Source organism: Achromobacter spanius, from assembly GCF_003994415.1.
Classification (GTDB): Bacteria; Pseudomonadota; Gammaproteobacteria; order Burkholderiales; family Burkholderiaceae_B; genus Achromobacter; species Achromobacter spanius_C.
Genome location: NZ_CP034689.1, coordinates 4,767,646 through 4,792,798, shown reverse-complemented (window position 1 = coordinate 4,792,798; position 25,153 = coordinate 4,767,646). Strand labels below are relative to the sequence as shown.

Sequence of the window (25,153 nt, the reverse complement as noted above, 5' to 3'; positions counted from 1 at the left end):
TCCAGTCAGGATGAGGCAGTGGGGGCCGGTCGCGGCCCCGCATTACTGTTGAACAGCTCGTTCTCGCTCACCTTGCTGGCGAGCGGCTTGTTCGGCGGCGAGTACGCTCGGGCGACTGCCTACACGAAGCAGATAGGCCTCCAGATGCGGCCATGTTGAGGTGTCGATCTGGTGCGCTCGGGTCCACATCGCGATCGTGTAGCAGTGCGCGTCCGCAATCGTGAAGTCAGGCCCCGTAAGGAAGTCGCGATCAGCCAACTGGTCGTTGACCCATTGCAGACGGCCGTGCAGGTATTGGCGGGCGATCTGCTTGTATGGCGGTGGCGTGACGGCTTTGAACAAGGGCATGAAGCCACCTTTGTGCAGGTCCGCGGCGATGAAACTCATCCACTCCATGATGCGATATCGAGCCAGCGACCCTGGCGGTGCGAATAGCTTGGTATCGCCGCGTTGGTCGGCCAGGTACTGCATGATGACGGCGCCTTCACTGAGGTACTGGCCATCCGGCAATTGCAAGGTGGGCACCGTGCCTTTCGAATTGACGAGCAGGTAATCGCTGCCGTCGCCCAACTGTTTTGTACGCATGTCGACCCATTGCAGGTCGAGCGCGATTCCGAGTTCGCGAGCCACGATATCGACGGCCAGCGAGCAGCCTCGGACCTCATGATAGAACTTCATTGTCAGCCTCTCTTAGGGGGGAGCCTGGTGTGTCCGTGAGCGTCACCGCAGCGATGTCCATGCACGAAACGTATGCCAGGAACTGTATTTTCTTTAAAACGATAATACAAAACTGGAATAAACATAATTATCGTCATACAATTCTGGCGTGGTGAGCGTTTATTTCCAACTAGGGGAAACGCTCGTTCGGATGGGTTCTGATCAAAGCAAGGGGAGGACATCATGCAAGGCACCATCTTGGTGGGGACTGCGGGACAAGGCATTCTGCGCAGTGCGGATGCCGGGGCGAGCTGGCATCGGCTGGGCTTGAGAGAGGCCATTGAATTCGATGGCGTTGTGCGTTGCCTGCAGGTGGATCCTTCAGATCCCGCACGCGTTTTCGCTGGTGCGGATGCCGGCATTTGCCTGAGCACCGATGGCGGCGCGCATTTCAGGCGGCTGGACTCTCCTGCCAATGGACTGACCGTGTGGGCGTTGGCGCTCGACCCGCGCGACCCCAAGCTGATCTATGCCGGAACCGGAGCGCCATCACGCGCGCGCATTTTTCGCTCGGCGGATGGGGGTGAAACGTGGGTCCCATTGCCGGTGGAACTTCCGGAGTTCTGCGCCGGCGTCAACCGGCCGCGAATCCTGTCCATCGTGGTGGACCCGGTCACCAGCGAGGTGTGGTTCGGCGTAGAGGAAGGTGGTGCTTGGCGGAGCGGCGACCGCGGCGAAACCTGGCAGCGCATCGACAATGCGGGCAATGGAATCAGCAGTGGCGACATTCATGCCATCAGCATCCTGCCGGCGCTTGGCCAGGAACCGCACACACACCTGGTCTGCACGGTCAATTCGGTCTACACCAATGTTCTCCACGGCGAGGGCGCCTGGCATGGCGCCAGTTCAGCGGATCGCTTCGAGGGCCTGTACTACACCCGCACCATCCAGCCATTGGCAGGCGAAGAAGACGTCCTGCTGGTGGCTGTCGGTGATGGCACGCCCGGCAAGCGAACGCAAATCTACCGGTCTGAAGACCGGGGGCGTCATTGGGAGCCGGCGGTTTTGCACACGCCGCCCAACTCAACCTTCTGGGCCTTCGGCATGCATGCCGCTGATCCGTCGCTCGTGTTCGCCGGCACCAAGTATGGCCATCTGTTCCGATCTATGGACGGCGGCCGCAACTGGTTCAAAGAATGGCGCGAATTCAGTGAAATCACCTCAATCGCGTGGACGCCATTCGTGGCGCCGATCAAGGCGCATCCGCAATCCCGGGTGCAGGTTCCCTCTCTCCATGAATAAGTCGTACCTATGAAAACTCCCAACTTCAGCGCTTTTCACATTCGCAAGTGGTATCTGCAAACCGAGGAAGCCCTGGCGGGTGAAGCCGGCGCTCCGGCCGATGGCGAGCCATTGCTGAAGTTCGTCATCGCCGCCTGCCTCTACAACCCCTTTGCGGGCAAGTACGTTCAAGATTTGTCTGCCTGGATTGATCCGTCTCCAGAGCTAGGCCAGGAGTTTGGTCGCCGTATTCGCGAGGCCGCGCAGGGCCGTGCCATCGAGAGCTATGGCAAGGCATGTCTGGTGGGCATGGATGGCGAGTACGAGCATGGCAATGCGCTTCTGACCAACCCGGCGGCCAACCCGGTGCGCGAAGCGTTGGGTGGCGCCAAATCGTGGGTACCTTCCACCGGTAAGCGTGGTGTGCCTGGCACAGCCATCGACATTCCGCTGGCGCACAAAAATGCGCTATATGTGCGATCGCACTATGACACCGTTACGGCCACGTTCAACGACGGCCCGAACCGCGACGAGGTCATACTGATCTGGGCGTTTGCCACGCGGGGGCGGCTGAACGCGCGCCTGGGAGGCTTGCTGGCCGCCGATGTGCAAGGCCAGAACGGCCTTTACTGACACCACGAAGGAGGATGCAAATGGATCGACGCGACTATACGCTGACCGCTTCCGGCTTGGGCTTTCACGTAACCGAGTGGGGTAGCAGTACCGCGTGGCCTGTCGTCATGCTTCATGGCATCCGAGGCTACGCCGAGACCTTCTCGCGGCTGGCGGCAGCCTTGCAACCGGGCGTGCGCGTGATTGCTTTCGATCAACGCGGACGCGGCAGCTCCGATTGGGATCCCGAGCGGAACTACTACGCCGATGCCTATGTAAAGGATCTGGAGGCAATCACGAACCAAATGGACCTGCATCAGTTCGACCTCTTGGGCCACTCGATGGGCGGTATCAACGCAATCATATTTGCGGCGCGGCATCCGGCGCGTGTGCGCAGGCTGATCGTTGAGGACGCCGGCCCTGGCGCCTTCGAGGCCAGCGCCGGCGCGGCCCGGATCCGCAAGGAGCTTTCCACCACTCCGGATTGCTTCGCTTCCTGGGATGAGGCCGCAGCCTTCATGCGCGCCTTGCGTCCCACGGTTACTGAAGCGGCGCGCGATCAGCGCCTGAAGAGCATGCTCAAAGCCACTGCCGACGGCGGCTATACCTGGCGCTACGATCATGCGGGTATCGCCGCCACGCGTTTGAATCCGGACCCCGCGCGACGCGTGGATCTAGACGCATGCATACAGGCAATTGCCTGTGAAACATTGGTGGTAAGAGGGGGCCGGTCGGACTACCTGCAACCTGAGATGGCGCAGCATATGTGCGGCCTGAATCCGCGCGTCACCGCGATCGAGATTCCTGATGCCGGGCACTACATCCACGATGACCAACCCGAGCTTTTCGCACAGGCGGTGTGCGGCTTTCTTAAGGCTGAGCCGACCCGCTGACCACCGAGGCAGCATGTCCTGAGCGTCGGGCCACGATGATCTAGCCCGATGGTAGGCGGCCCAACCTGTCGTGCCAGGTTGGGCGCCGCCTTAAGCGCCCAGGTCGGCGGGTTTGGTCGCCAGGACTTTCTGGTAAACCGCGATGGTGCTTCGCAACGCGTCCTGTAGCGCTTGCGGCGTGGATCCAACCCAGTCATACCCTTGTCCGACCATGCGTTGACGAACCGCCGAGTCTTTGCCCAGATCGGCCGCAAGCGCGGCAACCGCTTCACAAACGGGCGTCGGCGTGCCTGCGGGCGAAAACAGTCCGAACCAGCCGCTAAAGGCCAACTGCTTCACCTGTTGTTCCTCAAAAGTCTTGATGTCGGGGAACACGTGCGTTCGCGCATTGCCGGTGACCCCCAGCACCCGGATCTTGCCTTCTCGGACCAGGCCTTCCAGCGCACTGCTGGTGAGGAATACCGCGTTGATATGGTCGCCCATGAGGTCGGTGACGGCTTGACCGGAACCTTTGTAGGGCACATGGGACAGCTTGGCTCCGGTTGATTGCGCCAGCAGCACGCCGTACAAGTGCGCCGAAGAACCGGTGCCAAAGGTGCCGTAGGTCAACGTCTGCTGACGGGCGTCATTCAGAAAATCATCAAGTGTCTTCCAACGCGAGGTGCTGGCGACGGCCAGTGCATTGGCCGTGGTGGCCAGCAGGGTGGCCGGGCTGAACTCTTTGATGATCTGGTCCGGAGCCGCCTTGGCGATGAGCGGACCCAGCACGTGGGTGCTGGATGTGCCCAGCAACAGGGTGCTGCCGTCTGCCTTTTGGCGCGCGACATGGCGGGCGGCGATGGCGCCGTTGGCGCCGGGTTTGTTTTCGACGACGAAGGTCGTGCCGGGTGCGCGCGATTGGGCAAAGTGCGCGAATTCGCGGGCCAACTGGTCGGCGCCGCCGCCGGGGGCAAACGGCACTACCAGGGTGATCAAGGCAGGCAGCGGGCCGCTCTGCGCCATGGCGAGCCTGGTCCGTGTAAGGGTGCTTCCCGCCAGCAGGCCTAACAGCCCTGAGTTGAACAATCTTCGATTCATGACCGCAATGCTCCTTGGAAGGGCGGCGGCATGCGGAAGTATTCGCAGACCACCAAAATACGTGCTTGGTGGAAAAAGAATACTACAAAAAATATATGTATTGAAGATTCGGTACTACAATTTAGGGCATGTACCTAGGGTTGGCGGCGTCGAAGGACTTGCAATGCCGTCCGTGACGCCTGACGTACGTGGTGCAGCGCTGCCTTGCCGGCGGCCACTTCGTCGCGTGCTTTTAGCGCCTCGAAGATCTGGGTCAATTCGTGCAACGTCTCGGGTAGGCGGCTTGGCTCGGACAACGACGTGCGACGCAGCAGCACAATGCGGTTATGCAGTTGCTGCAGCATGCTGCCCAGCAGACGATTGCCGCAGCCCGCGGCGATGATGTCATAGAAGGTGTCGCTGAGCGCTACCGTGCGCAGAATGTCGCCTTCGCGCGCGGCGCTGGCGAGTTCGTCGAAGGTAGCCGCCAGCGATTGCATGTGCTCGTTGCGCGCGCGCAGCGCGAAGCCAGTGCAGATCTGCGCTTCCAGGACGCCTCGGACTTCGTAGATATCCTCGGCTTCTTCATAAGTCAGCACCGCCACCACCGGTCCGCGGTTGGGCGCGATCTCGATCAGGCCTTCGGCCTCGACCTGTCGTAGCGCTTCACGCACCAACGTGCGACTTACGTTCAGCAGTTCAACCAATTCGCGTTCTTTAAGGCGATCACCGGGCTTGAAACGGCCAGAGAGAATGGTCTTGCGCAGAGCGTCTTCGGCTTGACGCCGCAGCGGCGTCGATGGCGTGTCCGTCATGGGGCCAGGATTCAAATCGATGGTCTCGGTCGTCATTGCGTTGTCGTATTGAAGATTGCTGAAAGAGTGATCCCATCATACAAAAATATGACCGCGCCAAGCGGAAGTGCGCCATGTTCGACGCCGCTTTTAAGAAATAGGTCGAACCCGCTCGAACCCGCTCAAACCCGCTCAACGATGACAGACGGCTTCCACGTTGTGACCATCAGGGCTGAATACAAAGGCGGCGTAATAGTTGGGGTGGTAATGCGGCCGAATTCCCGGGGCGCCGTTGTCCCGGCCGCCGGCCGCCAGCGCCGCCTGATAGAAGGCGTCCACGTCCGCCCGCGTAGCCGCCGCAATGGCAATGTGCAATGGCGCCGCGGCGGAACCGGTCGCGTATAGCCATAAAGACGGCTTCCCGTTCTTGCCCAGCCCGATGCTATTGGGGCCTTCCATCGCCAGGCCGACGCCAAGCGGTGCTAACGCTTGCAGGAAAAAGTCGCGACTTTGATTGATGTCGCTGACGCCGAAACCGATGTGATCGAACATGGAAACTCCCCGCTTTGCAATTGACATTGATCAACATTGAACCCGTCGCTCGGATCATCATGACATCTGGGTGGGTAGCCGCTCACCACTTGAAGCAATGGAGACGAACATGACCCGTTTGACACAATACAGTCCGTTTTCATCAGACCCGGTTGCTGATGTGTTCCAGGCCTTCCTGCGACCGATTCGTTCGCAGGCAGATGAACGATCCCCCAGGCTGGACATTGACATTACCGAGGCCGGTGACAAGTACGTGTTGAAGGCTGAAATCCCTGGCATCGATAAAAAGGACATATCGGTGGAAATCGACGGGAACACAGTAATGATTTCAGCTAACAAGGAACAGAACAATGAAGTCAAAGAAGGAGGCAACGTGATCCGACAGGAACGATACTGGGGGCGCGTTCAACGTACCGTGTCGCTCGCCAGTCCCATCGATCAAGCCGCCGCCAAAGCCGTGTGTGATAACGGCGTGCTGACGCTGACGCTTCCCAAGCTCGCCGGGAACCAGAACAAGACGCTAAAAATCGAATGATGCGCGTGCCCAAGGCTCGCGACACGCATCTTCCCGCGCCTGGGTCAGGTAAGGCGACTACCTTTGAAAAACATATCGCCCGGGCGCAAGCGTGAGCGCCGACTGATCGCTCCCCGCAACGCCAAGTTCTTGTTTTGCAGGCCTTGGCGCACCTGAACGCTGCGCCAGCCATTCGCTCCACTCGGGCCACCATGAACCCTGGTGCAGCGCGCTGTCTTGCAGCCATTCGTCGGGCCCGCACCGAAAGCCGTTCGCCGGCGTGTCACGGGTTCTGTACCAGCGTCCAATGTGTCCCGGTTCGCTGACCACGCCGGCATTGTGCCCGCCGCTGGTCAGTACGAAGCGGACGTCGGCATCTGTCTGATAGTGCACCTTGTAGACGGAGCGCCAGGGGGATATGCGGTCGGCGTCCGTGCCCAGCAAGAATATTGGCGTTCTGATATTGCGAAGCGCAATGACCCGACCGCCGGCTTGATAGCGGCCCGCCGCGAGCTCGTTGTTCAGGAATAGTTTTCGCAAGTATTCCGAGTGCATCCGATATGGCATGTGCGTGGAATCGGCATTCCAGGCGACCAAGTCATTGGGAGCCGACCGTTCACCGAACAAATAAGCGCGGGTTGCCCGCCCGCAGGCCTCGTCCATCGGCCGCAATGCTTGGAATGCAGCGGCCATCTGCTGCGCGGACAGGTAGCCTTGCGCCCACATCATGCTTTCCAGAAAATTGACCTCGCTTTCGCCGATGAATAAGCCCAGGCCGCCAGGCTCGGTGAAGTCCGTTTGCGCCGCCAGCAGGGTCAACGTTGCGAGCCGATCGTCACCTTGTCCGGCCATGGCGGCCGCGGCGATGGACAGCAGCGTGCCTCCCAGGCAGTAGCCAACAGCATGAACGCGCTGATCCGGGACCACCCGCGTGACAGCATCAAGCGCCGCCATGAACCCGGATTCGCGGTAGTCCTCCAAAGACAGGTTGCGATCTTTGGTGCCGACATTGCGCCAGGAAATGCAGAAGACGGTATAGCCCTGCGCGACCAGGTAACGGATAAGCGAATTATGAGGAGACAGGTCCAGCACGTAGTACTTCATGATCCAGGCCGGCGTGATGAAAATGGGCTCGGGCCGGACCGTGGCCGTCGTGGGCGCATACTGGATAAGTTCAAGAAGATGGTTGCGGAATACGACGGCCCCAGGTGTTATGGCGATGGTCTTGCCCACTTGAAAGCGGTCTGCCCCGCTATCGACGGGGTTGCCGGTCATCCCTTGCAGGTCGGCCACGAAGTTCCTGAATCCGGCGACAAGATTTGCCCCACCTTGGTCCGCGGTGCGTTGCAGGGCTTCAGGATTGGACAGCAGGAAATTCGCCGGCGAGAAGAGATCGCACCACTGCCTGGCACAGAAGGAAACCAGTTCGACGTGGTGCGCGTCCACGCCAGGCACCTGCTTTGTCGCCTGTTCCCACCATTGGCGTGTCAGGGAAAAAGCGTGCATCCAGAATTGATACGGTTCACGCCGCCAAGCCTGTGCCGCGCTACGCGGAGAGTCGGGCATATCAGCGCTGGCGTATGTGCCGCCTGTCGCGCATAGCGCCGCATGCTGGCTTAATTTTGCGATCGAATCGGCGTAGAGCATGGCGAGCTTTAGCCGCGTTCCGGGCGCCGCATGGAGATGGATCCACCAGTCCAGCATGGCAAGCGTGGTGGCGGCCGGTGAAATGCCGCCGGTCAGCCTCGCCAGCAGGGCTTCTTTGCTGTAGTTCAGCGCGTTGAAAATATTGTCGGATGCCTCCTCGGCAGCCCGCTTCGAACGGGTTTTTGGCATGATCACGCCGGTGTGGTGGGTTTGGGCCGCAGTGCGACCACATCAGGCTTTGATTTTTTCCGCCGCGCTGCCATGAGCGACAACCTGGGCAACGTCTTCAGCAATTTGGGAAAAGCGGTCCTGCCAAGGATTGCGGCTATTCCGTAGTGCTTGCGAGGTCGATGCCGAAGCCTCCCGGAAGATTCTTTCCAGTTCCTTGAAGTACTTCAGTTCACGATCGATCAGATCAGTCATGTGCTTCTGTTGCAGGGCGCATATGCCTGCGATCGAGGGCTCAGCGTCGATCTCGGTATGTGCTTGTTGCATCCAGGTCACCATCTCCTTGTCGACCTTCAACTGCAAGGTTCTCAGCTCCTTTACATATTCAAAATAGTTTGATGCCGCCGATAGCGCGACATCAAGGCCGTATTTGTACAGTGCCGTATAGGGCTCGTAGACGGGCTGCATGACGGGATACCTCCAGAATTAAAGCTACGCTGACGCTGGTCTGTACCAAGCTTGTAGAACAAGCGTAGGCTTATCCACCTGCGATGAATTGACAAAACGCAACGTTCTGGCGTCTGCCTGCCGGGGCGCCGTCATCACGCGCATGATGTGGAAGAAACCGGCCTTCGATCCAGCTCGTCATGCCGTAGCAGGGACGTCATGGATTTTTCAGATTGATCACAGGGCGAGGCGACCAGTCTGGGCGGTCGCGACGGTCCGTGTCGACGACAATCAGATAGCGCCCCGCGCCGTATGCCGGCGTTCTTTTAGCGCGCAATACCCAGGGCTGGGTGCCTAAAGCCGCGGCGAGTTCGTACTCGGCATCCAGCAGGCCTAGGCGGTCAATAAATTCGTTTAGCGTGGCCGGGATACGAATGCAGCCCTTGGACTGCGGCGTACCAAGTTTGGCCTCGAGCGAATAGGGGTCGGTCGCGTGCATTTGCAAACGCATCGTGGCGATGCGTTCCTCACCCCAGCCTTGGCGGGCGTCCTGCCAACCGAAGTCGTAGACACGCATGCCCTTCAGGCCATAGCCGAGGATTCCGTTTGCATTTTTTTCACCTTGGGCGCGGTAGTCCGGGTTACCCAAGGTATGCGGAAACACGCCGGTCGGCGTCTCGAAATGGTCGAACGTGCCGACCCGCCCGGTAGAGGCGGGCGATGCGCCGATATACATGGGTGGCGCGACAGGGTGCAACCAATATACGAACACCGCCTGCACGTAGATGTTTCGGTCGGCGATGACAACATACTGAGGCGCCAATAAGGAGATGCCGGCGGATACCAGCGCATGGGTGGCGAGGTCTCCGTAACGAGCACGTTCGGCATCCGGCAACACAAGCCTCGGGGAAACCTCCCGGCTATACGCGGAGGCGACGTCGGCCGGTTGCATTGCCCCCTGGCCGTGCGCCAAGGCAGCAAGGCAAAGCCAGGCCATCATGAAGATGGCGCGATGTTTGCGCCGACGTCCGGAAAGAACCGCAACGCCGGGCGCAAAAGCACTGGAGCACAGCATGGCAGGCACCCGACTTGTCAGAACGGCCGGATGGCCACTTTCAATACGTTGTCTCGCTGATTCGCGAATAAGTCGTAGGCCTGAGCGATGTCGTCCAGGCTGTAGCGGTGCGTGACCATCTTCGTCAGATCCAGCCGTCCCGATTGCAGAACATTCATCAGGCGTCGCATCCGCTCCTTGCCGCCAGGGCATAGGGCGGTATTTATCCTGTGATCGCCCAGGCCCGCCGCGAAAGCCGAAACCGGTATCGTCAGGTCGCTTGAATAGACGCCCAGGCTGGACAAGGTGCCCCCAGGTTTCAGGACGCGCAACGCCGATTCGAATGTGCTCTGCTGCCCCAGGGCTTCAATCGCGGAGTCGACGCCCTTGCCGCCTGTCAGCCGCAAGATTTCCTCAACGACATCGCACTCGTGAAAATTCAGAACGACATCGGCGCCCCAGGCTTGCGCCATCGCCAGCCGCTGCGCGTTTCCATCCACCCCAATGATGGTGGTGGCGCCCAACAACCTGGCGCCGGCCGTGGCGCAGAGTCCGATCGGCCCCTGCGCAAACACCGCCACCGTATCGCCGATTCGGATATTGGCGTTCTCGGCGCCTTTAAAACCCGTGGACATGATGTCCGGACACATGAGCACCTGCTCGTCGCTCAGCGCATCCGGCACGGGCGCAAGATTGGCCTCGGCATCCGGCACCAACAGGTACTCCGCCTGGGCGCCATCTATCATGTTGCCAAATCGCCATCCCGCCGTGGCGCGGTACCCGTGGCATCCGCACATGCCCGTGGCGAGCAGGTAGGTGCCGTCCTGAGACGGCGCGCCGTCTTGGGCTGCATAGGAGTTGAAACTGGGACAGATCGCGCCGGCAATCACGCGTTGGCCTTCGGTGTAGCCTCGTACCGCGGTTCCAAGCTTTTCTATGGTTCCGACGGGTTCGTGACCGATCGTCAGGCCTTCTTTGACCGGGTATTCACCCTTGACGATGTGAATATCGGTTCCGCAGATCGTGGTGGTGGTAATCCGCATCAAGGCGTCATTGGGCCCCACGTCAGGAATGGGCTTTTCACGTATCTCGACACGGTCCTGGCCCGCGAATACGGCGGCTCTCATCTTGGCAGTCATACTGATCTCCACGAAAGCGGCGCCGATGGCGTGTACGTCCACAACCAGTACCGCATGGCATTGGGAAGTTCTGGCAGCTTAGTGCTTGAGAGCGCGCGCCAATTGACCAAAGTCAACTATCCGCAGGATCGCTACCTTGAGCACCAACAGCCAATCCGCCACTCTGGAATATCTGTCTGAAAGATCAGCGTCGCTCTTGTTTCCGCGTTGTTTCCGTCATGTTCGCTGCCCCTAAGGAGCTCTTATGGACGTTAAACCCGCAGTTCTTCTGTGCGCCGCGACGCTGTTTTTCGCGTCCAACAACGTTGCGTTGTCCCACGAGAATGCCGCGGCGCCCCCCGCGGCACTGGCCTCGCCCCGTCAGAACGACCCCCCGGTTCTGATCGAAAACGCGCGCATCTTTGATGGCATATCGCCGGATCTGTCCGAACCCAGCAATGTGCTGCTGCGCGGCTCCGTCATTGCGCAGATATCGCGCCAAAAAATCAACGTGGACGGTGCAAGGGTCATCGACGCCGGCGGACGGACGTTGATGCCTGGGTTGATCGATGCGCACTGGCATAGCATGTTCGTCGGTGTGCCGGTAGCGGTGGCACTGACGCAAGACACCGGGTACTTGAACTTGGTGGCGGGTGTTGAAGCTGAAAAGACGCTGATGCGTGGATTCACGACCGTGCGTGACCTAGGCGGCGCAGTATTCGGGCTAAAAGCCGCGATTGATCAAGGTGTCATTCCGGGGCCGCGTATCTATCCCTCGGGTGCGATGATCAGCGTAACCAGCGGCCATGGCGACTTTCGCAGCATGAGCGATCTGCCGCGTACGTTGGGGGCGCCTGCGTCGCGTCATGACATCGTCGGCGACAGCGTCATTGCCGACAGCCCGGACGAAGTGCGCCTGCGCACCCGCGAACAACTGATGCGAGGCGCCACGCAGATCAAGCTGACTGGAGGGGGAGGCGTGTCGTCACCACACAGTCCGCTTGATGTGGTGACGTTCACGGAAGCCGAGTTAAGCGCGGCAGTTGCCGCTGCAACGGACTGGGGCACTTATGTATCGGTACACGCGTACACGCCGGCGGCGATACAGCGCGCGCTCAAAGCGGGCGTTCGTAGCATCGAGCATGGCAGTTTGATGGACGACGAAACCGCTGCAATGCTCGCTCGCTCGGGCGCCTGGCTAAGCACGCAGCCGTTTCCCGATGCGCTTGCGGACGTGTTTCCTCCTGGCTCCGACGAGCGGGAAAAAGCACTGGAGGTATTCGCTGGCACGGATCGCACGTACAAGCTGGCGATCAAGCATCAGTTGAAGACCGCGTTTGGTACCGACATCTTGTTTTCAAGCCAGTTGGCTGAGCAACAGGGGAAAATACTGGCAAGCCTTGGGCGCTGGTACACGCCCGCACAAGTGCTCACGATGGCCACTAGTGGCAATGCGCAGCTGCTGAAATTGTCTGGCGCACGCAATCCGTATCGCGGCAACCTGGGCGAGGTTCGAGAAGGTGCACTGGCAGACCTGATTTTGGTCGACGGCAACCCGTTGCAGGACTTATCGCTGATCGGCGATGCCGAGCGTAAATTTCTGCTGATCATCAAGGATGGCGTGTTGGTCAAGAACGCGCTGGTGAAGTAGGGTCGGGTGGCAGCCAAGGGTCTGCCTCCCGACTCGTCGCGCAATTGTTGGGGCGTCCCCAACCCGTCAGCGCCGCTCGAACTTCGGCGCGCGCTTTTCTTCAAATGCCTTCCGGCCTTCCTTGGCGTCGGCGGTGGCGAAGCAGATCGCTTGCAGATCGCGCTCGTATTCCACGGCCTTCTCTAGCGGCATCGACAGCGCGGCGCGCAGGTTGACGCGTGCCGTCTCGGCCGCGATAGGCGCGCGCGAAGCGATGGTGGCGGCAAGCGCTTGTGCGCGTTCGCGCAACTGCTCCTGCGGCACCACCTCGCTTACCAGGCCCCAGGCCAGCGCCTGCTCGGCGCGGATGGGGTCGCCGGTCAGCACCATCAGTGCGGCGTTGCTTGGGCCGACCGCATGGACAAGCTGCGCCGTCATGCCGCCGCCGCCGATCCAGCCCAGCTTGATCTCGGGCGCGCCCAGGCGCGCGTTGTCGGAGGCGATGCGGATATCGCAGGCCAACGCCATCTCGAGGCCACCGCCGAAGGTATAGCCGTTGATCGCCGCCACCGTGGGCTTCTTCAACATGCGCACGCAGTCGCAGTAGTCGAGCCGATTGCGAAAATCCCAGGGCGTGGCGTAGCGGTCAAGCTCGGTAATGTCCGAGCCGGCGCAGAAGGCCTTGGGGCCCGCGCCGGTCAGAATCACCGCGCGCACCTGCGGGTCGGTGTTGCATTGCTCCACTGCCGCGATCAGCAGGTCGGCCATCTCGGGCGTCATTGCGTTCAGCTTCTCGGGACGATTGAGTTCGATGATGGCGACATGGCCATCGATACTGAGATTGACGAGTGCGCTCACGTCGACATCCTTAGGTTGCGGTGTGCTTGGGGGCGGCGGCCAGGCTGGCCTGGAAGCGCTGAGTCAGGCCGCGCGCCAATGAGTGAGAGGGCGCGCGGGCGGCGACGCCGTCACGCAGGAACTGCGAGGCCTCGCTCTGGAAAGCGATGTAGCCATCGTGTCGCGGTCGGATCGAAGCGGCTTCGAGCGTGCGGGCCGTGTTGGCATAGAAGTTGCCGCTGGCCGCATTCACGTTCGCATCGGCCCAACTGCCGCGATGGCTGGGCTGTCCTTCATGCTGCGGGATGAAGCGGCTTTGGGTATCGGCCGCGAGCAACCACAATAGATGCGCGCGCAACTCCGGCCCCATGATGCAGCGTCGGGATATCGCAATGCCGGTGCCGCCGAGGATCGAGCCGGGCCTGCCCGCGTCGGCCTCGGGCGCGTCGCGGAACGTAAGCGGTTTCGCCACCGCTACGGTGGCGTAGTTCACATAGCCATAGACCAGCGGGCATAGCGCGATGTCATCGCGCGAGCTCATGTGGCCAAGCAGCGCGATCGGGTTGTAAGCCAGGGCGTGCGCGGGCGTGCGCCGCGCCAATTCGCTAAGCACATCGCACGCGTCGGCAAGCGTCGCCTCGTCGTGCCAGGCGCCGTGCGGGCGCAGGTCGGTATCGGGCGCGATGGCGGCCGCGATCGACAGCAGCGACAGGAACGGGTGCGGACCGCCCCAACTGAGCGCGACCGCGCCGCTGCGTTGCGACAGCGTCAGCACATCGCGCCAGGTGCGCGGCACGGGGCCGTCGAGCCGATCGGCGCGCGTGGCCATCACCTGCGTGGCGGCATCCAGCGGCAGCGCCCATTGGCGATCGGCCATGCGATAGCTGTCGTACGACAGCCCGATGCTGTCCCGCGCGATCCGCGCCAGCTCGTCGGGCGCGAACACGGTGTCTAGCGCTTGCAGGCAATCGTGCGCCAGGGCCTCGCCCAGATGCGGGTGATCCAGCACCACCAGGTCATAGCGGGCGCACAGTTCGGCGATGGGCGCCGATTCGAAGCCTTCGAGCGACTGCTTGTCCCAGTGCACCAGCGGCCTGTGCGCGGTGGCGGCGTGCAGGGCATTGAAGCCGCGCGGGTGGTCCCAGGTCAGGCCACGATAGGGCAGGGCGCGTTCGCTCATTCCGAGGTTCCACGCAGCACCGCGCCCGAGGCCGCATGCGCGGCGATCTCGTCGGCGCTGAAGCCAAAATCGCGCAGCACTTCGTCGGTGTGTTGGCCGGTAAGCGGTGCGCCGCGCAGCACCTGGCTTGGCGTCTTGGAAAAGCGGATCGGAAAGCCCGGTGTCTTGATCTTGCCTTCGGTCGGATGTTCATACTCGACGAAGGTGCCGTTGTGCGCGATCTGCGGATCGTCGACCAGATCGGCGTAGCCATAGACGGGGCTGCACCAGATGCCGGCGGCATCCAGCTTGGCGAACCAATCCGCCGTGGAGGCCTTGGCGAGCGTGTCGCGCACCAGTGCATAGATCTCGTCGCGCTTTTCCCAACCGTCGCGCTCGTCGGTGTACACCGCCAGGCGCGGCTCTTCGGTCACGCGCGCCAGCACGTTCATGTCGGGCATGGCAAGCGCCAGATAGCCGTCGCTGGTCGCGAAGGTGCCATAGGGCGCGCGGATGTACACGTGGGCATGCGGCTCGGCACTGCGCACCTGCGGCTTGTGCCCCACGGTGTAGACCGAAAGCTCCTGCATCTGGATCGTGGTGATCGCATCCAGCATGTTGACCTCGACCTTCTGGCCTTCGCCGGTACGCTCGCGATGCAGCAGCGCGGCCAGCACGCCTTCAAAGGCGCAATACGCGGTGACGGCGTCGACCACATACTGGCCTGCCGCGCGTGGCGCTTCGCCCGCGCGACCCGACGACAGCATGGCGCCCGACATCGCCTGCAACAGCAGGTCCTGACCGGGGCGCGTGGCATAGGGGCCGTCTTCGCCGAAGCCCGACATCGATACATAGATCAGGCGCGGGTTCAGCGCCGACAGCGTCTCGTAGTCCACACCCAGACGGCCGGCGACACCCGGACGATAGTTCTGGATAAACACATCGGCCTGCGCCGCGAGCTTCTGGATGATCTCTTTGCCGCCGGCGCTCTTCAGATCAATCGCGAGCGAGCGCTTGTTGCGGTTCAGCGAGAGAAAGGACACGTTGATCTTGTTGCCCGTGATGCCGCCAGCGGGCGCGTGCCGCTGCCATTCGCCGGTGGGCGGCTCGATCTTGATCACGTCGGCGCCCAGGTCGCCCAGGCGCTGCGCCGCGAAAGGCCCTGCCATGGCGATGGAGCAGTCCAGAACCTTGTAGCCAGAAAGAATACTCATGCTTCTACCCTCTGCGTGCGCCGATGCGCGTCAATGCATGACCCAGCCGCCGTCAACTGCCAGCGTCTGTCCGGAAATGAAACCCGCCTCGTCCGAGGCAAGGAAAACGATGGCCGCGGCGATGTCGCCTGCGTGCCCACGGCGCTTCACCGACTGGCGTTCAAGCACCATGCGGTTGTAGCCCTCGGGGTCGGGATGGATCTTCTCGGCGTCGGTGGGAAACGCGCCCGGCGAGATGGCGTTGACGGTGATGCCCCACTTGCCGAATTCGCGGGCGAAGGCGCGCGTGGCGCCCACCATCGCGCCCTTGGATTGCACGTAGGGCAGCAGGTTTTCCCAGCCGCCGGACAGCGTGATCGACGAGATATTGATCACGCGGCCCCATTGCTGCTCGCGCATGCCGGGCAACGCCGCGCGGATGATCTGAATCGCCGCCTCCACGTTCACGCGGTGCACGCGCGCCAGCTCTGCGTCGCTGTATTCCTCGAACGGGCGCGAAGGGTAGATCGCCGCGTTGTTGATGACGACATCAATCGGGCCCTCGGCGGTCAACTGCTCCAGGTGCGACTGCAACGCGCTGGCGTCGGCAAGGTCTGCCTGCAGGACGTGAAGCTGGTCGGAAAGCCGCGCGGGCACGGTGCTGCGCAAGCGATCGATATGCCCGGCGTGGTTGTCGAGCGCGATCACGCGGGCGCCCGCTTCCAGTAGTGCAAGCGTGGTGTCCACACCGAAGCCGCCCGCCGCGCCCGTGTAAAGCACGCGGCGGCCTTGCAAAGAGAAGCGCGCGCTCATGTGCGCCCCGCGATGGGCGCAAAGCGGCCCGACAACGGCGGATAATCGGCTTCGGGCTGCACCGCGATCGCACGGATGCGTGCTTCGCATGCCGCGATATCGGCGGCCGAGCCCAGCACGCTGAACGTGGTGTCGTAGCGGCGCTCTTCGCCATGCTCAAGCCAGATGAGCTCGTTGCGTTCACGCGCCGCGCCCTGACCCAGCACATGGTTGGTTGAGGGCTCGATGCCCATCGCATACTGGCCTGATTGCAGGTTCTGCCATTGATACTGGCAAGGGAATTGATGCTTGAAGGTGCTGACCTGCATGCCCAGGCCCAGCTTGTCGTTGACCAGGGCTACGGGGACGCTGCCGTCGTCGGCGGCGGCCATCTCGTGCTGCCACACCTGCTCATGAAAGCCCAACTGCGGCGCCGGCATGCGGCGGTAGCCCACGCCCTGCTCGCGGTAGGTTTGCTCGTGCGCGGCCCACACCACATCGCGGATCGGCGCCAGATAGCGCGAGTCGGCGTCCAGCACCGGATAGCCCAGGTTGATGTGATAGCAGAGCATGTGCGGCGTGCGGTAGAAGCCGCGATTCACCACGCGATCCGACAGCTTGATGTCGTTGGTGCCCACCTCGATCTCGATGCGGCGGTGCAGTTCCAGGTGTTCGCCAAACACGGTGCCCTGGCTTACGACGCCTTCCGCCCACAGCACGCAGCGATCGCCGTCCCAGCGTTCGCCGTAGCCGGACAGGCGCGCCGGAATGGTGCCCACGCGGCCATGGATGGACTGCTTGGCGGTCTTGCGCGGGCCATACACATAGTTGTCGGCCGGTGCGTCGTACATGAACAGAATGTGGTCCAGCCCGCAGGTGATCATGAGGCCCGAGAACGAGCGCATCCAGCCCAGTCCGCCTTCGCCTTCATAGTCATGCAGGCCGGGATGCCGAAAGCCCGACGGCGACTGCCATCCCATGGCGAAGCCGCGGTATTCGCAGTCGGCGATGTCCATCGCGCGATCCACCAGCACCGTAAAACGCAGGCCCGTGCCGCTGCGGAACTCCAGCATGCGGATACCGCGCTCCAGCCCGTCGTCCAGCGTCATCAGGCGCACGCCGGCAAACTGCGCAAGCTGCCCGGTGCGCGCCTCCACGTCGCGGCGCGTCATCCAGGTTCCGTAAATGTCAGGCATGAGTTCTCCCTGGCAAAGGCGCGGGTGCGCGTTTGCCGGTGTCGGTGTTCAGAATCGTGTTCGCAGGCGCGCCGCGGGCCTGATGGAAGGGTGCCTCGCGGTGCGCCTGTGTTGCGGCAGGCGGCCTACAGGCCGTTCGCGCGCAGCCGCTCGTCCAGGAAGGTCTTGGCGCGCGGCACGTCGTCTTCGGTCAAGTGCTCGATGATGATGGGAATGTTGGGGTGCTTCTTCGCCAGGCGCTGCAAGTACAGGTCGTAATTCAGCGCGCCCAGGCCCGGCGCCGGCAGCTCGATCTCGCCCACGCCACGGAAGGTATGGCTCTCGGCCGCGCCCTCGTCACCAATGTCGCTGTGCTTTTCCGACTTGTCATCGCCCGAACGCTTCACGTCCTTGGCATGCGCGATGCAGATTTTGTCGGACAGCGCGTCGAACACTTGATTGAGCGTGCGGTCCATCTGGTCGATGTTGTGCGCTTCGAAGTAGTTCGTGGGATCCATCAAGAGGCCAAGGCCGGGGTGATCCACCTCGGCGAACATGCGCAGCGTTTCCTCGACGGATCCCACCACGTTGTTCACATAGGTCTCAAGCAGGAACACCGCGCCATGGTCATAGGCGTGTTGCGACAGCTCGGCGATCACCGCGCGACACTGGTCCCAGCCTTCCTCGGTCTTGTTCTTGGGGTGATGTACCCAGTCGCTGTCGGTGGCGAAGGTGCCGGTTTCCGAGATCACGTAAGGCGAACCCAACTGGCGCGCGTGCGTAAGGATCTCTTTGAGATAGCCGTTGCGGCGTTGGCGCTCGGCGGGATCGGGGTGAACGATATTGGTATAGGCCGAGATGCAGGACACCGGCAGGTTGTAGTTGCGGAAGGTGTCGCGGATCTGGGTGCATTTCTGCGCGGTCAACTGCCCCGGGCCGAGCTCCATGTCCTTGAAATGCAGGTCCAGCTGCACGGTGTTGAAGCCGTGCGAGCGAATCACCTTGGCGGTGCGCTCCAGCTCATAGGGAAAATAGCCCGAGAAGATTCCGGTCTGAATCATGATGTTTGTCTCCGTCTGTTTTTATGACTGGTTATTCAACAGCCGGCAGCCGTACTGTGCGGCCTTCGGCGATGGACGTATACGCGGCCTCGACCAGCGCCATCGTTCGTACGTTGTCGGTCACGCTCAACGCAGGCTCGGTGCCGCTGGCCAGCGCGTACTGCAACTGCTCCATCACGCCAATGAAGGCATGCGGAAACCACATCGTGTCCCACGTGGGGGTTACCCAACGCCCGTCGGTATGGCCCTGGGCCGCGCGCGAGGCGTAGCTAAGGGTTGACGGTTCGCCGGTGGGCCAGCCGATGGTGCCGCGCGCGACGCCCTCGGTGCCTTCCACGCGCCAGCGGATGTGCTGGTCGTCGGGGTATCCCTCGGCCCGCGGGCCCGACCACACATCTTCGAGCGACAGCGCAAGCAGGCCGTTGCCAAAGCGCAGCGTGGTGCTCACCAGCCCATCCTGATGCGCGAATTCGGTGCGCGGATCGGGGCGGGTGATGCTGGTGATTTCGGTGGGCTCGCCAAACAGATAACGCAGGGCATCAAGGTGATGCACGCTCATGTTCGAGAGCGTCAGCCGGTCATAGCCGCGCAAGAAATCCTGCCAGTGCGGGATCGCGTGCATGTCGATCTGCGCGAACACCGGCGTGCCCAGCACGCCCTGGTCCAGCAGTTGTTTGAGCGTACGCATCGATTGGTCGTAGCGCATGTTCTGGTTGACCGACAGGATCTTGCCGGCGGCCCGCGCCTCGTCGCGCAAGGCGCGGGCTTCGTCCAGCGAGAGTGCCAGGGGCTTTTGCGCCAGCACGCCGCGCACGTGCGGGGCGCGCAATGCGGCGCGAATCAGCTCGGGCTGCAGGTCGGGCGGATACGCGATGTCCACGATCTCGATCTGCGGATCGGCGATCAAGGCCAGGGGGTTCTCATGCACTTGCGGGATGCCGTAGCGTTCGGCGACCTGGGTCGCTTTGCTGCGCGTACGCGACGCGATAGCCGCCACCGTGAAGCCGGCCTGTTGGTAGGCCGCCAGATGGCACTCGGCCATGATCATGCCGGCGCCGATGCAGCCGATGCGAAAGCGCCGTTCCCGAACGGGCGGGTCGGGCACCAGGGTAGGGTGCGACATGTGCTCCTCCTGCCGGCTCGGTATGCGCTGCCAACTGCCTGGCATCCTGCCGTGCGGTGTTTGATGTTATTGAGCCGCGATAATCACATCAAAACAATCAGGGGTAAAGGTGGATGGCGCTTATAGGGCAGCAACCTTACCTTTTTGATCCAGAATGATTGCAAATGATGGGTTATGATCGCCTCGCTACCATCGTCCTGATGGTGTCTTGAGAGGCTGGTCCCGCATGCGCCCCACCATTTCCCTCATTGCCCGTGAAGCCGGCATGTCCACCGCCACCGTGGACCGGGTGCTGAACGACCGCGACGGCGTGCGCGGCAAGACACGCGACCGCGTGCTGGCAATCGCCAATCGCCTTGGCTACTTCGTCCAGGGCGCCGATGCCGCCAGCCAGGATGTGCGGGTCGATTTCGTGTTGCCCGCCGGCACCAACAGCTTCATGACCGCGTTGGGCCGGCACTTGCTGGAAGAAGCCGCCACCCGCCCCGATGTGCGGGCCCGCCTGCATCTGATCGAGGGGTTCGACGCCAACAAGCTCGCGCAAAAGCTCTACGAGCTGCGCGAGCAGACGCAGGCCGTTGGCTTGGTCGGGCTGGACCATCCCCAAGTGCGCGACGCCATCATGGCGCTGCGCGACAGCGGCGTGCATGTAAGCACCCTGGTGTCGGACATTCCGATCTCGGCGCGCCTGGGGTACGTGGGCATCGACAACCGCGCCGCGGGCCGCCTGGCCGCGCTGTTGCTGGGCCGGTTTCTGCCACAGCACACCGAGCGCAAGGTTGCGGTGTTCGTGGGGTCTCTGGCGTATCGCGGCCACGAAGAGCGCGAGATGGGCTTTCGCTCGCTGCTGAGCGAAGAGTTTCCGCACCTGCGCATTGCACACATTCTTGAGATCGGCGACGACCGCGACCGCGCCTTTGCCGTCACGCAGGATCTGCTGCGCAAAGATCCGCCGCACGCGATTTACAACATCGGCGCCGGCAACCAAGGCATCGCGCGGGCACTGAAAGAGGCGCGGCCGGCTGAGGCGTGGGGAAACGAGGCTCGATCAAGTAAGGCCGCCTTGGCCCATCGCATTGTCTACGTGGGCCACGACCTTACCGAAGCCACGCGCCGCCTGTTGCTTGATCGCACCATGGACGCCGTGATCGACCAGAACCCGCGCGTCGAGGCGCGCGAGATCGTCAAGCTGCTGGTGGCGGCCGTGAAGGGCGCGCCCGAACCCAGTTATCTGCCGCGGCTTCAGGTCATCTTTCGGGAGAATATTCCGGAGCCGTGATGGTTTCGGGACGGTGCGCGTTTGCGAGCGCCTCACCGTGCTATTGGACCTTGACGTGCGCCTGGTCGATGACGGTCTTCCATTTGTCGAGCTCGGCGTCGACGAAGCCCGTGACCTGTGCCGGCGAAAGCTTGGCCGTCGTGGCATTGTTGTCGTTGATCCATTTGATGTTGGCTTCGGTGTTGGCGCTGTCGATGGCGATCTGGTTCAGCTTTTGCACGATGGATGCCGGCATGCCGGCGGGGCCGAAGAGGCCTATCCAGGCCTGCGACTCATAGCTGGGATAGCCGGATTCGGAGACGGTGGGAACATCGGGCAAGCTGGGCAGGCGGTCTTTTGAGGTGACGGCCAGGGCTTTGACGTCGCCCGAGCGGATGAACGCGGCTGCCGATGTTGCGTCCAGGAATGCCGCCGGGATCTGCGCGCCTATCAGGTCGGTGACGGCGGGCGCGGCGCCCTTGTAGGGGATATGGCGCAGATTGGCGCTGGCGACCATTTTGTAGAGTTCGCCGGACATGTGCGCCGAGCCGCCCACGCTGCTGGAGCCGAAAGCCAGACCGCCAGCTTGTTGGTTGGCGTACGCCGTGAATTCCTTGGCGTTGGAGAGGGGAGATTTTGCGGGAACCAGCAGGACGTTAGGCGCGTAAGCCAGAATGGCCACGTTGGAGAAGCTTTTCTTCGGGTCATAGGGCAAGTTGGGCTGCAGGCCGGGGTAGATCACGTGCTGCGTGGCCGTGACAAGCAGGTTGTAGCCGTCCGGCTTCTCGCGCGCGACGAGCGCTGTGCCGATCTGGCCGCTGGCGCCGGGCTTGTTCTGAACCACGATGGTCGTCTTCAACGCATTGCCCAGGTCCTGAGCGTAGCGGCGCGCAACCAGGTCCGTGAAACCGCCAGGCGAAAACGGGACGACGATGGTGATGGGTTTGCCGTCGGGCCAATCGGCGGCAGCCGCGACGCCAGGCGCGAGCAGGGCGCTGCTGCCGCAGATGATGATGGCGGCCAGATTGCGGCCCAAGGGGATGCGATGCAGTTGCTTGTCAGACACGCTTGTCTCCAGTTTTTTGTAGTTATCAAAACCTCTGTATTTGCTAGCTCCGCTGCCTCTTATTGCGTGTGCGCGGCTTCAGGCAGGGCCATCGTGAAAACCTCGCCCCTCCTGAGCGAGCTTGACGATGAGATTGGCCGGCTTCCAGTATTGGGAACCGTGCTCGGCTTCGTACTTGCGCAGCCCCGCCAGGATGGCAGGCAGGCCGATCCGGTCCGCGTAGCACAGCGGGCCGCCCCGATAGGCGGGAAAGCCGTAACCATTGAGCCAGACGACGTCGATGTCGGAGGCGCGTTCGACGATGTTCTCTTCCAGGATATAGGCGGCTTCGTTGATCATGGAGTACAGGCAGCGTTCCAGAATTTCCTGGTCAGAGATCTGCCGCGCTTGTCGGCCCGAGGCCGCGCGGTGTGCGGCGACCAGTGCTTCGGCAGCCGGTGATGGGGTGGCCTTGCGGTCATTGTCATAGTCGTAGAAGCCGCCCTGGGTCTTTTGGCCCAGCCGGCCCGCGGCGACCATGCGGTCCAGCATGTCGCACTCGCGCTCGCGCGGCGTCAGGTTCGGCAGGCGGCTCTGCCGATTGCGCCAGCCCACGTCCAACCCTGCCAGATCCGCCATGGCGAACGGCCCCATCGGCAGGCCGAAGTCGCGCAGGACACGGTCGATCTGAAAGGGCGAGGCGCCTTCCTGAAGCAGGAAATGACTTTCGCGCGTACGCTTCGCCAACATGCGGTTGCCGACGAATCCGTCGCAGGACCGCACCAGCACGGCGACTTTGCCCAGGCGGCGGCCCACTTCCATGACGGTGGCGCACACGTCGTCAGAGGTGGCGGAGCCGCGCACGTTCTCCAGCAACTGCATGACGTTGGCAGGACTGAAAAAGTGCATCCCCACCACGTCCTGGGGCCGCCGGGTGGCGCTCGCGATAGTGTCGATGTCCAGGAAAGACGTGTTTGAGGCCAGGATGGCGCCGGGCTTGCAGACCCGATCAAGCGTCTTGAATATCTCGTGTTTAAGGCCGATTTCCTCGAACACCGCCTCAATGACCAGATCCACGTCGGCCAGATCCTCGAAGCGTGTGCTGCCCTGTATGCATGCGAGACGCTGCGCGACATCGCCTGCGCTGAGTCGGCCGCGCCGCGCGGAATTGGCGTAGTTTTCTTCAATGCGCGCCAAGCCCTGGCTGAGGCGCTCGGCGTCTTTCTCCAACAGCACCACGGGTATGCCGGCATTGGCGAAGCACATCGCGATGCCGCCGCCCATCGTGCCGGCGCCTATCACCGCCGCCCGGTTGACGGACCTGGCCTTGGCCGCCAACGACAGCTTGTGTAATTGATGTTCGGCCACGAAGAGATGATTGGTGACGACTGGCGTGCTGGTGGTGGTGCTCATGATGGTGTCCGCGGTTATAGCGTTTACAGGGTGGCGCGCGATCCGAGGATCGCCGTGACTTGGCTGGCCAACTGGCCGCCATTGCCGTGGGCCAGGGCCAGATCGACGCCGTCAACCTGTCTGGCGCCTGCGGTGCGGCGAATCTGGTGCACCGCCTCGATGGCCGCGAAAATGCCATACATGCCAGGGTGATTGCAGGACAGGCCGCCGCCGTTGGTGTTGACCGGCAGTGCGCCACCGGGCGCGGTCACGCCTGACGCCACGAACGCGCCACCTTCGCCCTTGGCGCAGTAACCCAGGTCCTCAAGAAACAGAATCGGGTTGATGGTGAATGCGTCATAAAGCTGCAAGACGTCGATCTCTTGTGGCGCGACGCGCGCCATCTCGAAGGCGCGTTGGCCGGATTGCACGGCACCGGTGACCGTAAGGTCTTCCATGCTTGAAATCTGGCGATGCGTGGTGGCCTCGCCGACACCCAGAACATAGGCCGGCGTGTTGGAAAATTCCGGCACGCGCTCCGCGGCGACAAGAATCATCGCTCCGCCGCCGTCGGTCACCAGGCAGCAGTCCCGCAGCGTGAGCGGATCGGATATGGGCCGGGAATCCAGAACATCGGCGATGCTCAGGGGGCCGCGCTCGTGCGCGGCAGGATTGCGCTGCGCCCACTGGCGCGCGGCAACCGCGACGCTGGCCAACTGCTCGCGCGTGGTTCCGTACTGGTGCATGTGGCGCGCGGTAGCCAAGGCGTAGCCACTGATGGGGTTGCGGGGTGAATACATCGCCTCCCAGGGGGCGGGTTCGGTCAGGGTGGTCAGCTTGCCGCCCGCCGACAGTTGGTTCGATCCATAGCAAATGCAGGCCACTTTGCACAGCCCGGCTTGCAGGGCAAGCGTGGCTGACAACAGGTGGGCCAGAAATGAGGATCCGCCGATGTTGGTGCCATCCATATAGGTCGGATGGATGCCGAGATACTCCGCCACGGACAGGGCGGGCATGAAATGCGTCAGGGTGGACGTGAACAAGCCGTCGATCTGGTCCACGCCGATGCCCGCATCGACCGCCGCCGCCTGAACGGCGATGCCGAGTTGATCCAACGCCGAGAACCCGGGGCTGTTCCAGCCAGGCGTGGTGCCGACCCCGACAATCGCCGAGGCCCCTCTTGTACTAGTAGCCATCAAATCATTCCAATAATCATGGGTCGCGCGATAGTCCGCGCGCACAAACACCACACGCGGTCAGTCCGCGCGCACAAACACCACACGCGGTCAGTCCGCGCGCACAAACACCACGCGCGGCACGCCAGAGGATTGGCGGCGCACTTCTGCACGGACTCGCATGCCGATCGTCACCGCCAGGGGCTCCATATCGACAACGGTACTCATCAGGCGCGGCCCTTCTGCAAGGTCCACCAGGACGACGCAATAGTTCCCACCCCGTTCGGGGCGTTGACGCACGACGGTGGTCGAATAGATGGTGCCGTCGCCACTGGCGGCTTCCCAGCGCAAGCTTCCCCCGCCATAAGGGGAGATGGCTCGAGGATAGAAAACGGCGCGGCCGGTTGTTTCGCAGCGCTGAATCATGAACTGCCCTTGTTCGAGCATGCGCTGGAAGTACTGCTCCGGGCCGACTGCCGCGTCGCCCGCTGTGTGTGTGCTGTTAGAGGAATTCTGCACA

25 protein-coding genes are annotated in these 25,153 nt (G+C 62.4%); 6 read left to right on the top strand and 19 right to left on the bottom strand.

Annotated elements, in window-relative coordinates; translation table 11 throughout:
• Nucleotides 1-42: 42 nt before the first annotated feature.
• Nucleotides 43-678: a glutathione transferase GstA gene (gene gstA / locus ELS24_RS21900; RefSeq protein WP_127185363.1), complete on the bottom strand. Its 636-nt coding sequence runs from the start codon at nt 676-678 to the stop codon at nt 43-45.
• A gap of 222 nt (nt 679-900) precedes the next feature.
• On the opposite strand from gstA, the gene ELS24_RS21895 reads away from it, so the two are divergent.
• The 3 genes from ELS24_RS21895 to ELS24_RS21885 are packed head-to-tail and all read left to right on the top strand — an operon-like array spanning nt 901 to nt 3,443.
• Entirely contained in the window at nt 901-1,959 is a 1,059-nt protein-coding gene (locus tag ELS24_RS21895; RefSeq protein WP_050447769.1) for a WD40/YVTN/BNR-like repeat-containing protein, read from the top strand.
• A 9-nt stretch (nt 1,960-1,968) separates the two neighbouring features.
• A complete protein-coding gene (locus ELS24_RS21890) occupies nt 1,969-2,571 on the top strand; it encodes an amino acid synthesis family protein (RefSeq protein ID WP_127185362.1) in 603 nt (200 codons plus the stop codon).
• Nucleotides 2,572-2,591: 20 nt separating this feature from the next.
• Nucleotides 2,592-3,443, top strand: coding sequence for an alpha/beta fold hydrolase (locus ELS24_RS21885; protein ID WP_050447772.1), 852 nt, complete (start codon nt 2,592-2,594; stop codon nt 3,441-3,443).
• Between the two features lie 90 nt (nt 3,444-3,533).
• On the opposite strand, the gene ELS24_RS21880 is transcribed toward ELS24_RS21885, so the two are convergent.
• The 3 genes from ELS24_RS21880 to ELS24_RS21870 all read right to left on the bottom strand — a co-directional run bounded on the left by ELS24_RS21880 (nt 3,534) and on the right by ELS24_RS21870 (nt 5,845).
• A complete protein-coding gene (locus ELS24_RS21880; RefSeq protein WP_127185361.1) occupies nt 3,534-4,520 on the bottom strand; it encodes a tripartite tricarboxylate transporter substrate binding protein in 987 nt (328 codons plus the stop codon).
• Nucleotides 4,521-4,654: 134 nt separating this feature from the next.
• Nucleotides 4,655-5,350, bottom strand: coding sequence for a GntR family transcriptional regulator (locus tag ELS24_RS21875; RefSeq protein WP_127185360.1), 696 nt, complete (start codon nt 5,348-5,350; stop codon nt 4,655-4,657).
• Nucleotides 5,351-5,485: 135 nt separating this feature from the next.
• Nucleotides 5,486-5,845, bottom strand: coding sequence for a VOC family protein (locus ELS24_RS21870; protein ID WP_050447775.1), 360 nt, complete (start codon nt 5,843-5,845; stop codon nt 5,486-5,488).
• A gap of 109 nt (nt 5,846-5,954) precedes the next feature.
• Between ELS24_RS21870 and ELS24_RS21865 the strand changes: the two genes are divergently transcribed.
• Nucleotides 5,955-6,380, top strand: a complete 426-nt coding sequence (locus ELS24_RS21865) for an Hsp20/alpha crystallin family protein (protein WP_050447776.1) — start codon at nt 5,955-5,957, stop codon at nt 6,378-6,380.
• Between the two features lie 57 nt (nt 6,381-6,437).
• On the opposite strand, the gene ELS24_RS21860 is transcribed toward ELS24_RS21865, so the two are convergent.
• From ELS24_RS21860 to ELS24_RS21845, 4 genes are all read right to left on the bottom strand, one after another.
• Nucleotides 6,438-8,195 carry a PHA/PHB synthase family protein gene (locus tag ELS24_RS21860; RefSeq protein WP_127185359.1) on the bottom strand — a complete coding sequence of 586 codons (1,758 nt, stop codon included), beginning with the start codon at nt 8,193-8,195 and terminating at the stop codon, nt 6,438-6,440.
• Between the two features lie 42 nt (nt 8,196-8,237).
• Nucleotides 8,238-8,642, bottom strand: a complete 405-nt coding sequence (locus tag ELS24_RS21855; RefSeq protein ID WP_050447777.1) for a hypothetical protein — start codon at nt 8,640-8,642, stop codon at nt 8,238-8,240.
• 196 nt (nt 8,643-8,838) lie between these two features.
• Nucleotides 8,839-9,696 carry a L,D-transpeptidase gene (locus tag ELS24_RS21850; RefSeq protein WP_205736929.1) on the bottom strand — a complete coding sequence of 286 codons (858 nt, stop codon included), beginning with the start codon at nt 9,694-9,696 and terminating at the stop codon, nt 8,839-8,841.
• A gap of 17 nt (nt 9,697-9,713) precedes the next feature.
• Nucleotides 9,714-10,814 carry an NAD(P)-dependent alcohol dehydrogenase gene (locus ELS24_RS21845; RefSeq protein ID WP_050447780.1) on the bottom strand — a complete coding sequence of 367 codons (1,101 nt, stop codon included), beginning with the start codon at nt 10,812-10,814 and terminating at the stop codon, nt 9,714-9,716.
• A 439-nt stretch (nt 10,815-11,253) separates the two neighbouring features.
• On the opposite strand from ELS24_RS21845, the gene ELS24_RS21840 reads away from it, so the two are divergent.
• On the top strand, nt 11,254-12,444 hold the full coding sequence (locus ELS24_RS21840; protein ID WP_240669361.1) for a metal-dependent hydrolase family protein: 1,191 nt from the start codon (nt 11,254-11,256) through the stop codon (nt 12,442-12,444).
• Between the two features lie 66 nt (nt 12,445-12,510).
• On the opposite strand, the gene ELS24_RS21835 is transcribed toward ELS24_RS21840, so the two are convergent.
• The 7 genes from ELS24_RS21835 to ELS24_RS21805 form a co-directional block, all read right to left on the bottom strand.
• Entirely contained in the window at nt 12,511-13,281 is a 771-nt protein-coding gene (locus ELS24_RS21835) for an enoyl-CoA hydratase/isomerase family protein (protein WP_127185357.1), read from the bottom strand.
• A 10-nt stretch (nt 13,282-13,291) separates the two neighbouring features.
• Nucleotides 13,292-14,440 (bottom strand): carbohydrate ABC transporter substrate-binding protein, encoded by a 1,149-nt coding sequence (locus ELS24_RS21830; RefSeq protein WP_127185356.1) that lies wholly within the window; start codon nt 14,438-14,440, stop codon nt 13,292-13,294.
• The gene (locus ELS24_RS21825; protein WP_127185355.1) at nt 14,437-15,633 is read right to left on the bottom strand and encodes a CaiB/BaiF CoA transferase family protein; all 1,197 of its coding nucleotides are present in this window, start codon (nt 15,631-15,633) and stop codon (nt 14,437-14,439) included. The genes ELS24_RS21830 and ELS24_RS21825 overlap by 4 nt, the downstream gene beginning before the upstream one ends.
• A gap of 30 nt (nt 15,634-15,663) precedes the next feature.
• Nucleotides 15,664-16,425 carry an SDR family NAD(P)-dependent oxidoreductase gene (locus ELS24_RS21820; protein WP_127185354.1) on the bottom strand — a complete coding sequence of 254 codons (762 nt, stop codon included), beginning with the start codon at nt 16,423-16,425 and terminating at the stop codon, nt 15,664-15,666.
• Nucleotides 16,422-17,600 carry an aldose 1-epimerase family protein gene (locus ELS24_RS21815; protein WP_127185353.1) on the bottom strand — a complete coding sequence of 393 codons (1,179 nt, stop codon included), beginning with the start codon at nt 17,598-17,600 and terminating at the stop codon, nt 16,422-16,424. The genes ELS24_RS21820 and ELS24_RS21815 overlap by 4 nt, the downstream gene beginning before the upstream one ends.
• Before the next feature lie 125 nt (nt 17,601-17,725).
• Complete coding sequence (locus ELS24_RS21810) at nt 17,726-18,640, bottom strand: sugar phosphate isomerase/epimerase family protein (RefSeq protein WP_050447788.1); 915 nt, start codon at nt 18,638-18,640, stop codon at nt 17,726-17,728.
• Nucleotides 18,641-18,671: 31 nt separating this feature from the next.
• Entirely contained in the window at nt 18,672-19,763 is a 1,092-nt protein-coding gene (locus ELS24_RS21805) for a Gfo/Idh/MocA family protein (protein WP_127185352.1), read from the bottom strand.
• Nucleotides 19,764-19,989: 226 nt separating this feature from the next.
• Between ELS24_RS21805 and ELS24_RS21800 the strand changes: the two genes are divergently transcribed.
• Nucleotides 19,990-21,042: a LacI family DNA-binding transcriptional regulator gene (locus tag ELS24_RS21800; protein ID WP_050447791.1), complete on the top strand. Its 1,053-nt coding sequence runs from the start codon at nt 19,990-19,992 to the stop codon at nt 21,040-21,042.
• A 40-nt stretch (nt 21,043-21,082) separates the two neighbouring features.
• Here ELS24_RS21800 and ELS24_RS21795 read toward each other — a convergent pair whose 3' ends face one another.
• From ELS24_RS21795 to ELS24_RS21780, 4 genes are all read right to left on the bottom strand, one after another.
• Nucleotides 21,083-22,087: a Bug family tripartite tricarboxylate transporter substrate binding protein gene (locus ELS24_RS21795; RefSeq protein ID WP_164741280.1), complete on the bottom strand. Its 1,005-nt coding sequence runs from the start codon at nt 22,085-22,087 to the stop codon at nt 21,083-21,085.
• A 78-nt stretch (nt 22,088-22,165) separates the two neighbouring features.
• Nucleotides 22,166-23,479 (bottom strand): 3-hydroxyacyl-CoA dehydrogenase, encoded by a 1,314-nt coding sequence (locus ELS24_RS21790; RefSeq protein ID WP_127185350.1) that lies wholly within the window; start codon nt 23,477-23,479, stop codon nt 22,166-22,168.
• 23 nt (nt 23,480-23,502) lie between these two features.
• Complete coding sequence (locus ELS24_RS21785) at nt 23,503-24,654, bottom strand: acetyl-CoA acetyltransferase (RefSeq protein ID WP_127185349.1); 1,152 nt, start codon at nt 24,652-24,654, stop codon at nt 23,503-23,505.
• 90 nt (nt 24,655-24,744) lie between these two features.
• Nucleotides 24,745-25,152: a Zn-ribbon domain-containing OB-fold protein gene (locus ELS24_RS21780; RefSeq protein WP_240669360.1), complete on the bottom strand. Its 408-nt coding sequence runs from the start codon at nt 25,150-25,152 to the stop codon at nt 24,745-24,747.
• Between the last annotated feature and the right edge of the window lies 1 nt (nt 25,153).

Coding starts and splice junctions, on each gene's coding strand:
- ELS24_RS21870 (WP_050447775.1), bottom strand. CDS start 5,845: ATGTTCGATCACATCGGTTTCGGCGTCAGCGACATCAATCAAAGTCGC.
- ELS24_RS21790 (WP_127185350.1), bottom strand. CDS start 23,479: ATGAGCACCACCACCAGCACGCCAGTCGTCACCAATCATCTCTTCGTG.
- ELS24_RS21880 (WP_127185361.1), bottom strand. CDS start 4,520: ATGAATCGAAGATTGTTCAACTCAGGGCTGTTAGGCCTGCTGGCGGGA.
- ELS24_RS21820 (WP_127185354.1), bottom strand. CDS start 16,425: ATGAGCGCGCGCTTCTCTTTGCAAGGCCGCCGCGTGCTTTACACGGGC.
- ELS24_RS21890 (WP_127185362.1), top strand. CDS start 1,969: ATGAAAACTCCCAACTTCAGCGCTTTTCACATTCGCAAGTGGTATCTG.
- ELS24_RS21805 (WP_127185352.1), bottom strand. CDS start 19,763: ATGTCGCACCCTACCCTGGTGCCCGACCCGCCCGTTCGGGAACGGCGC.
- ELS24_RS21800 (WP_050447791.1), top strand. CDS start 19,990: ATGCGCCCCACCATTTCCCTCATTGCCCGTGAAGCCGGCATGTCCACC.
- ELS24_RS21845 (WP_050447780.1), bottom strand. CDS start 10,814: ATGACTGCCAAGATGAGAGCCGCCGTATTCGCGGGCCAGGACCGTGTC.
- ELS24_RS21895 (WP_050447769.1), top strand. CDS start 901: ATGCAAGGCACCATCTTGGTGGGGACTGCGGGACAAGGCATTCTGCGC.
- gstA (WP_127185363.1), bottom strand. CDS start 678: ATGAAGTTCTATCATGAGGTCCGAGGCTGCTCGCTGGCCGTCGATATC.
- ELS24_RS21865 (WP_050447776.1), top strand. CDS start 5,955: ATGACCCGTTTGACACAATACAGTCCGTTTTCATCAGACCCGGTTGCT.
- ELS24_RS21830 (WP_127185356.1), bottom strand. CDS start 14,440: ATGAGCGAACGCGCCCTGCCCTATCGTGGCCTGACCTGGGACCACCCG.
- ELS24_RS21850 (WP_205736929.1), bottom strand. CDS start 9,696: ATGCTGTGCTCCAGTGCTTTTGCGCCCGGCGTTGCGGTTCTTTCCGGA.
- ELS24_RS21855 (WP_050447777.1), bottom strand. CDS start 8,642: ATGCAGCCCGTCTACGAGCCCTATACGGCACTGTACAAATACGGCCTT.
- ELS24_RS21810 (WP_050447788.1), bottom strand. CDS start 18,640: ATGATTCAGACCGGAATCTTCTCGGGCTATTTTCCCTATGAGCTGGAG.
- ELS24_RS21785 (WP_127185349.1), bottom strand. CDS start 24,654: ATGGCTACTAGTACAAGAGGGGCCTCGGCGATTGTCGGGGTCGGCACC.
- ELS24_RS21885 (WP_050447772.1), top strand. CDS start 2,592: ATGGATCGACGCGACTATACGCTGACCGCTTCCGGCTTGGGCTTTCAC.
- ELS24_RS21875 (WP_127185360.1), bottom strand. CDS start 5,350: ATGACGACCGAGACCATCGATTTGAATCCTGGCCCCATGACGGACACG.
- ELS24_RS21815 (WP_127185353.1), bottom strand. CDS start 17,600: ATGCCTGACATTTACGGAACCTGGATGACGCGCCGCGACGTGGAGGCG.
- ELS24_RS21860 (WP_127185359.1), bottom strand. CDS start 8,195: ATGCCAAAAACCCGTTCGAAGCGGGCTGCCGAGGAGGCATCCGACAAT.
- ELS24_RS21825 (WP_127185355.1), bottom strand. CDS start 15,633: ATGAGTATTCTTTCTGGCTACAAGGTTCTGGACTGCTCCATCGCCATG.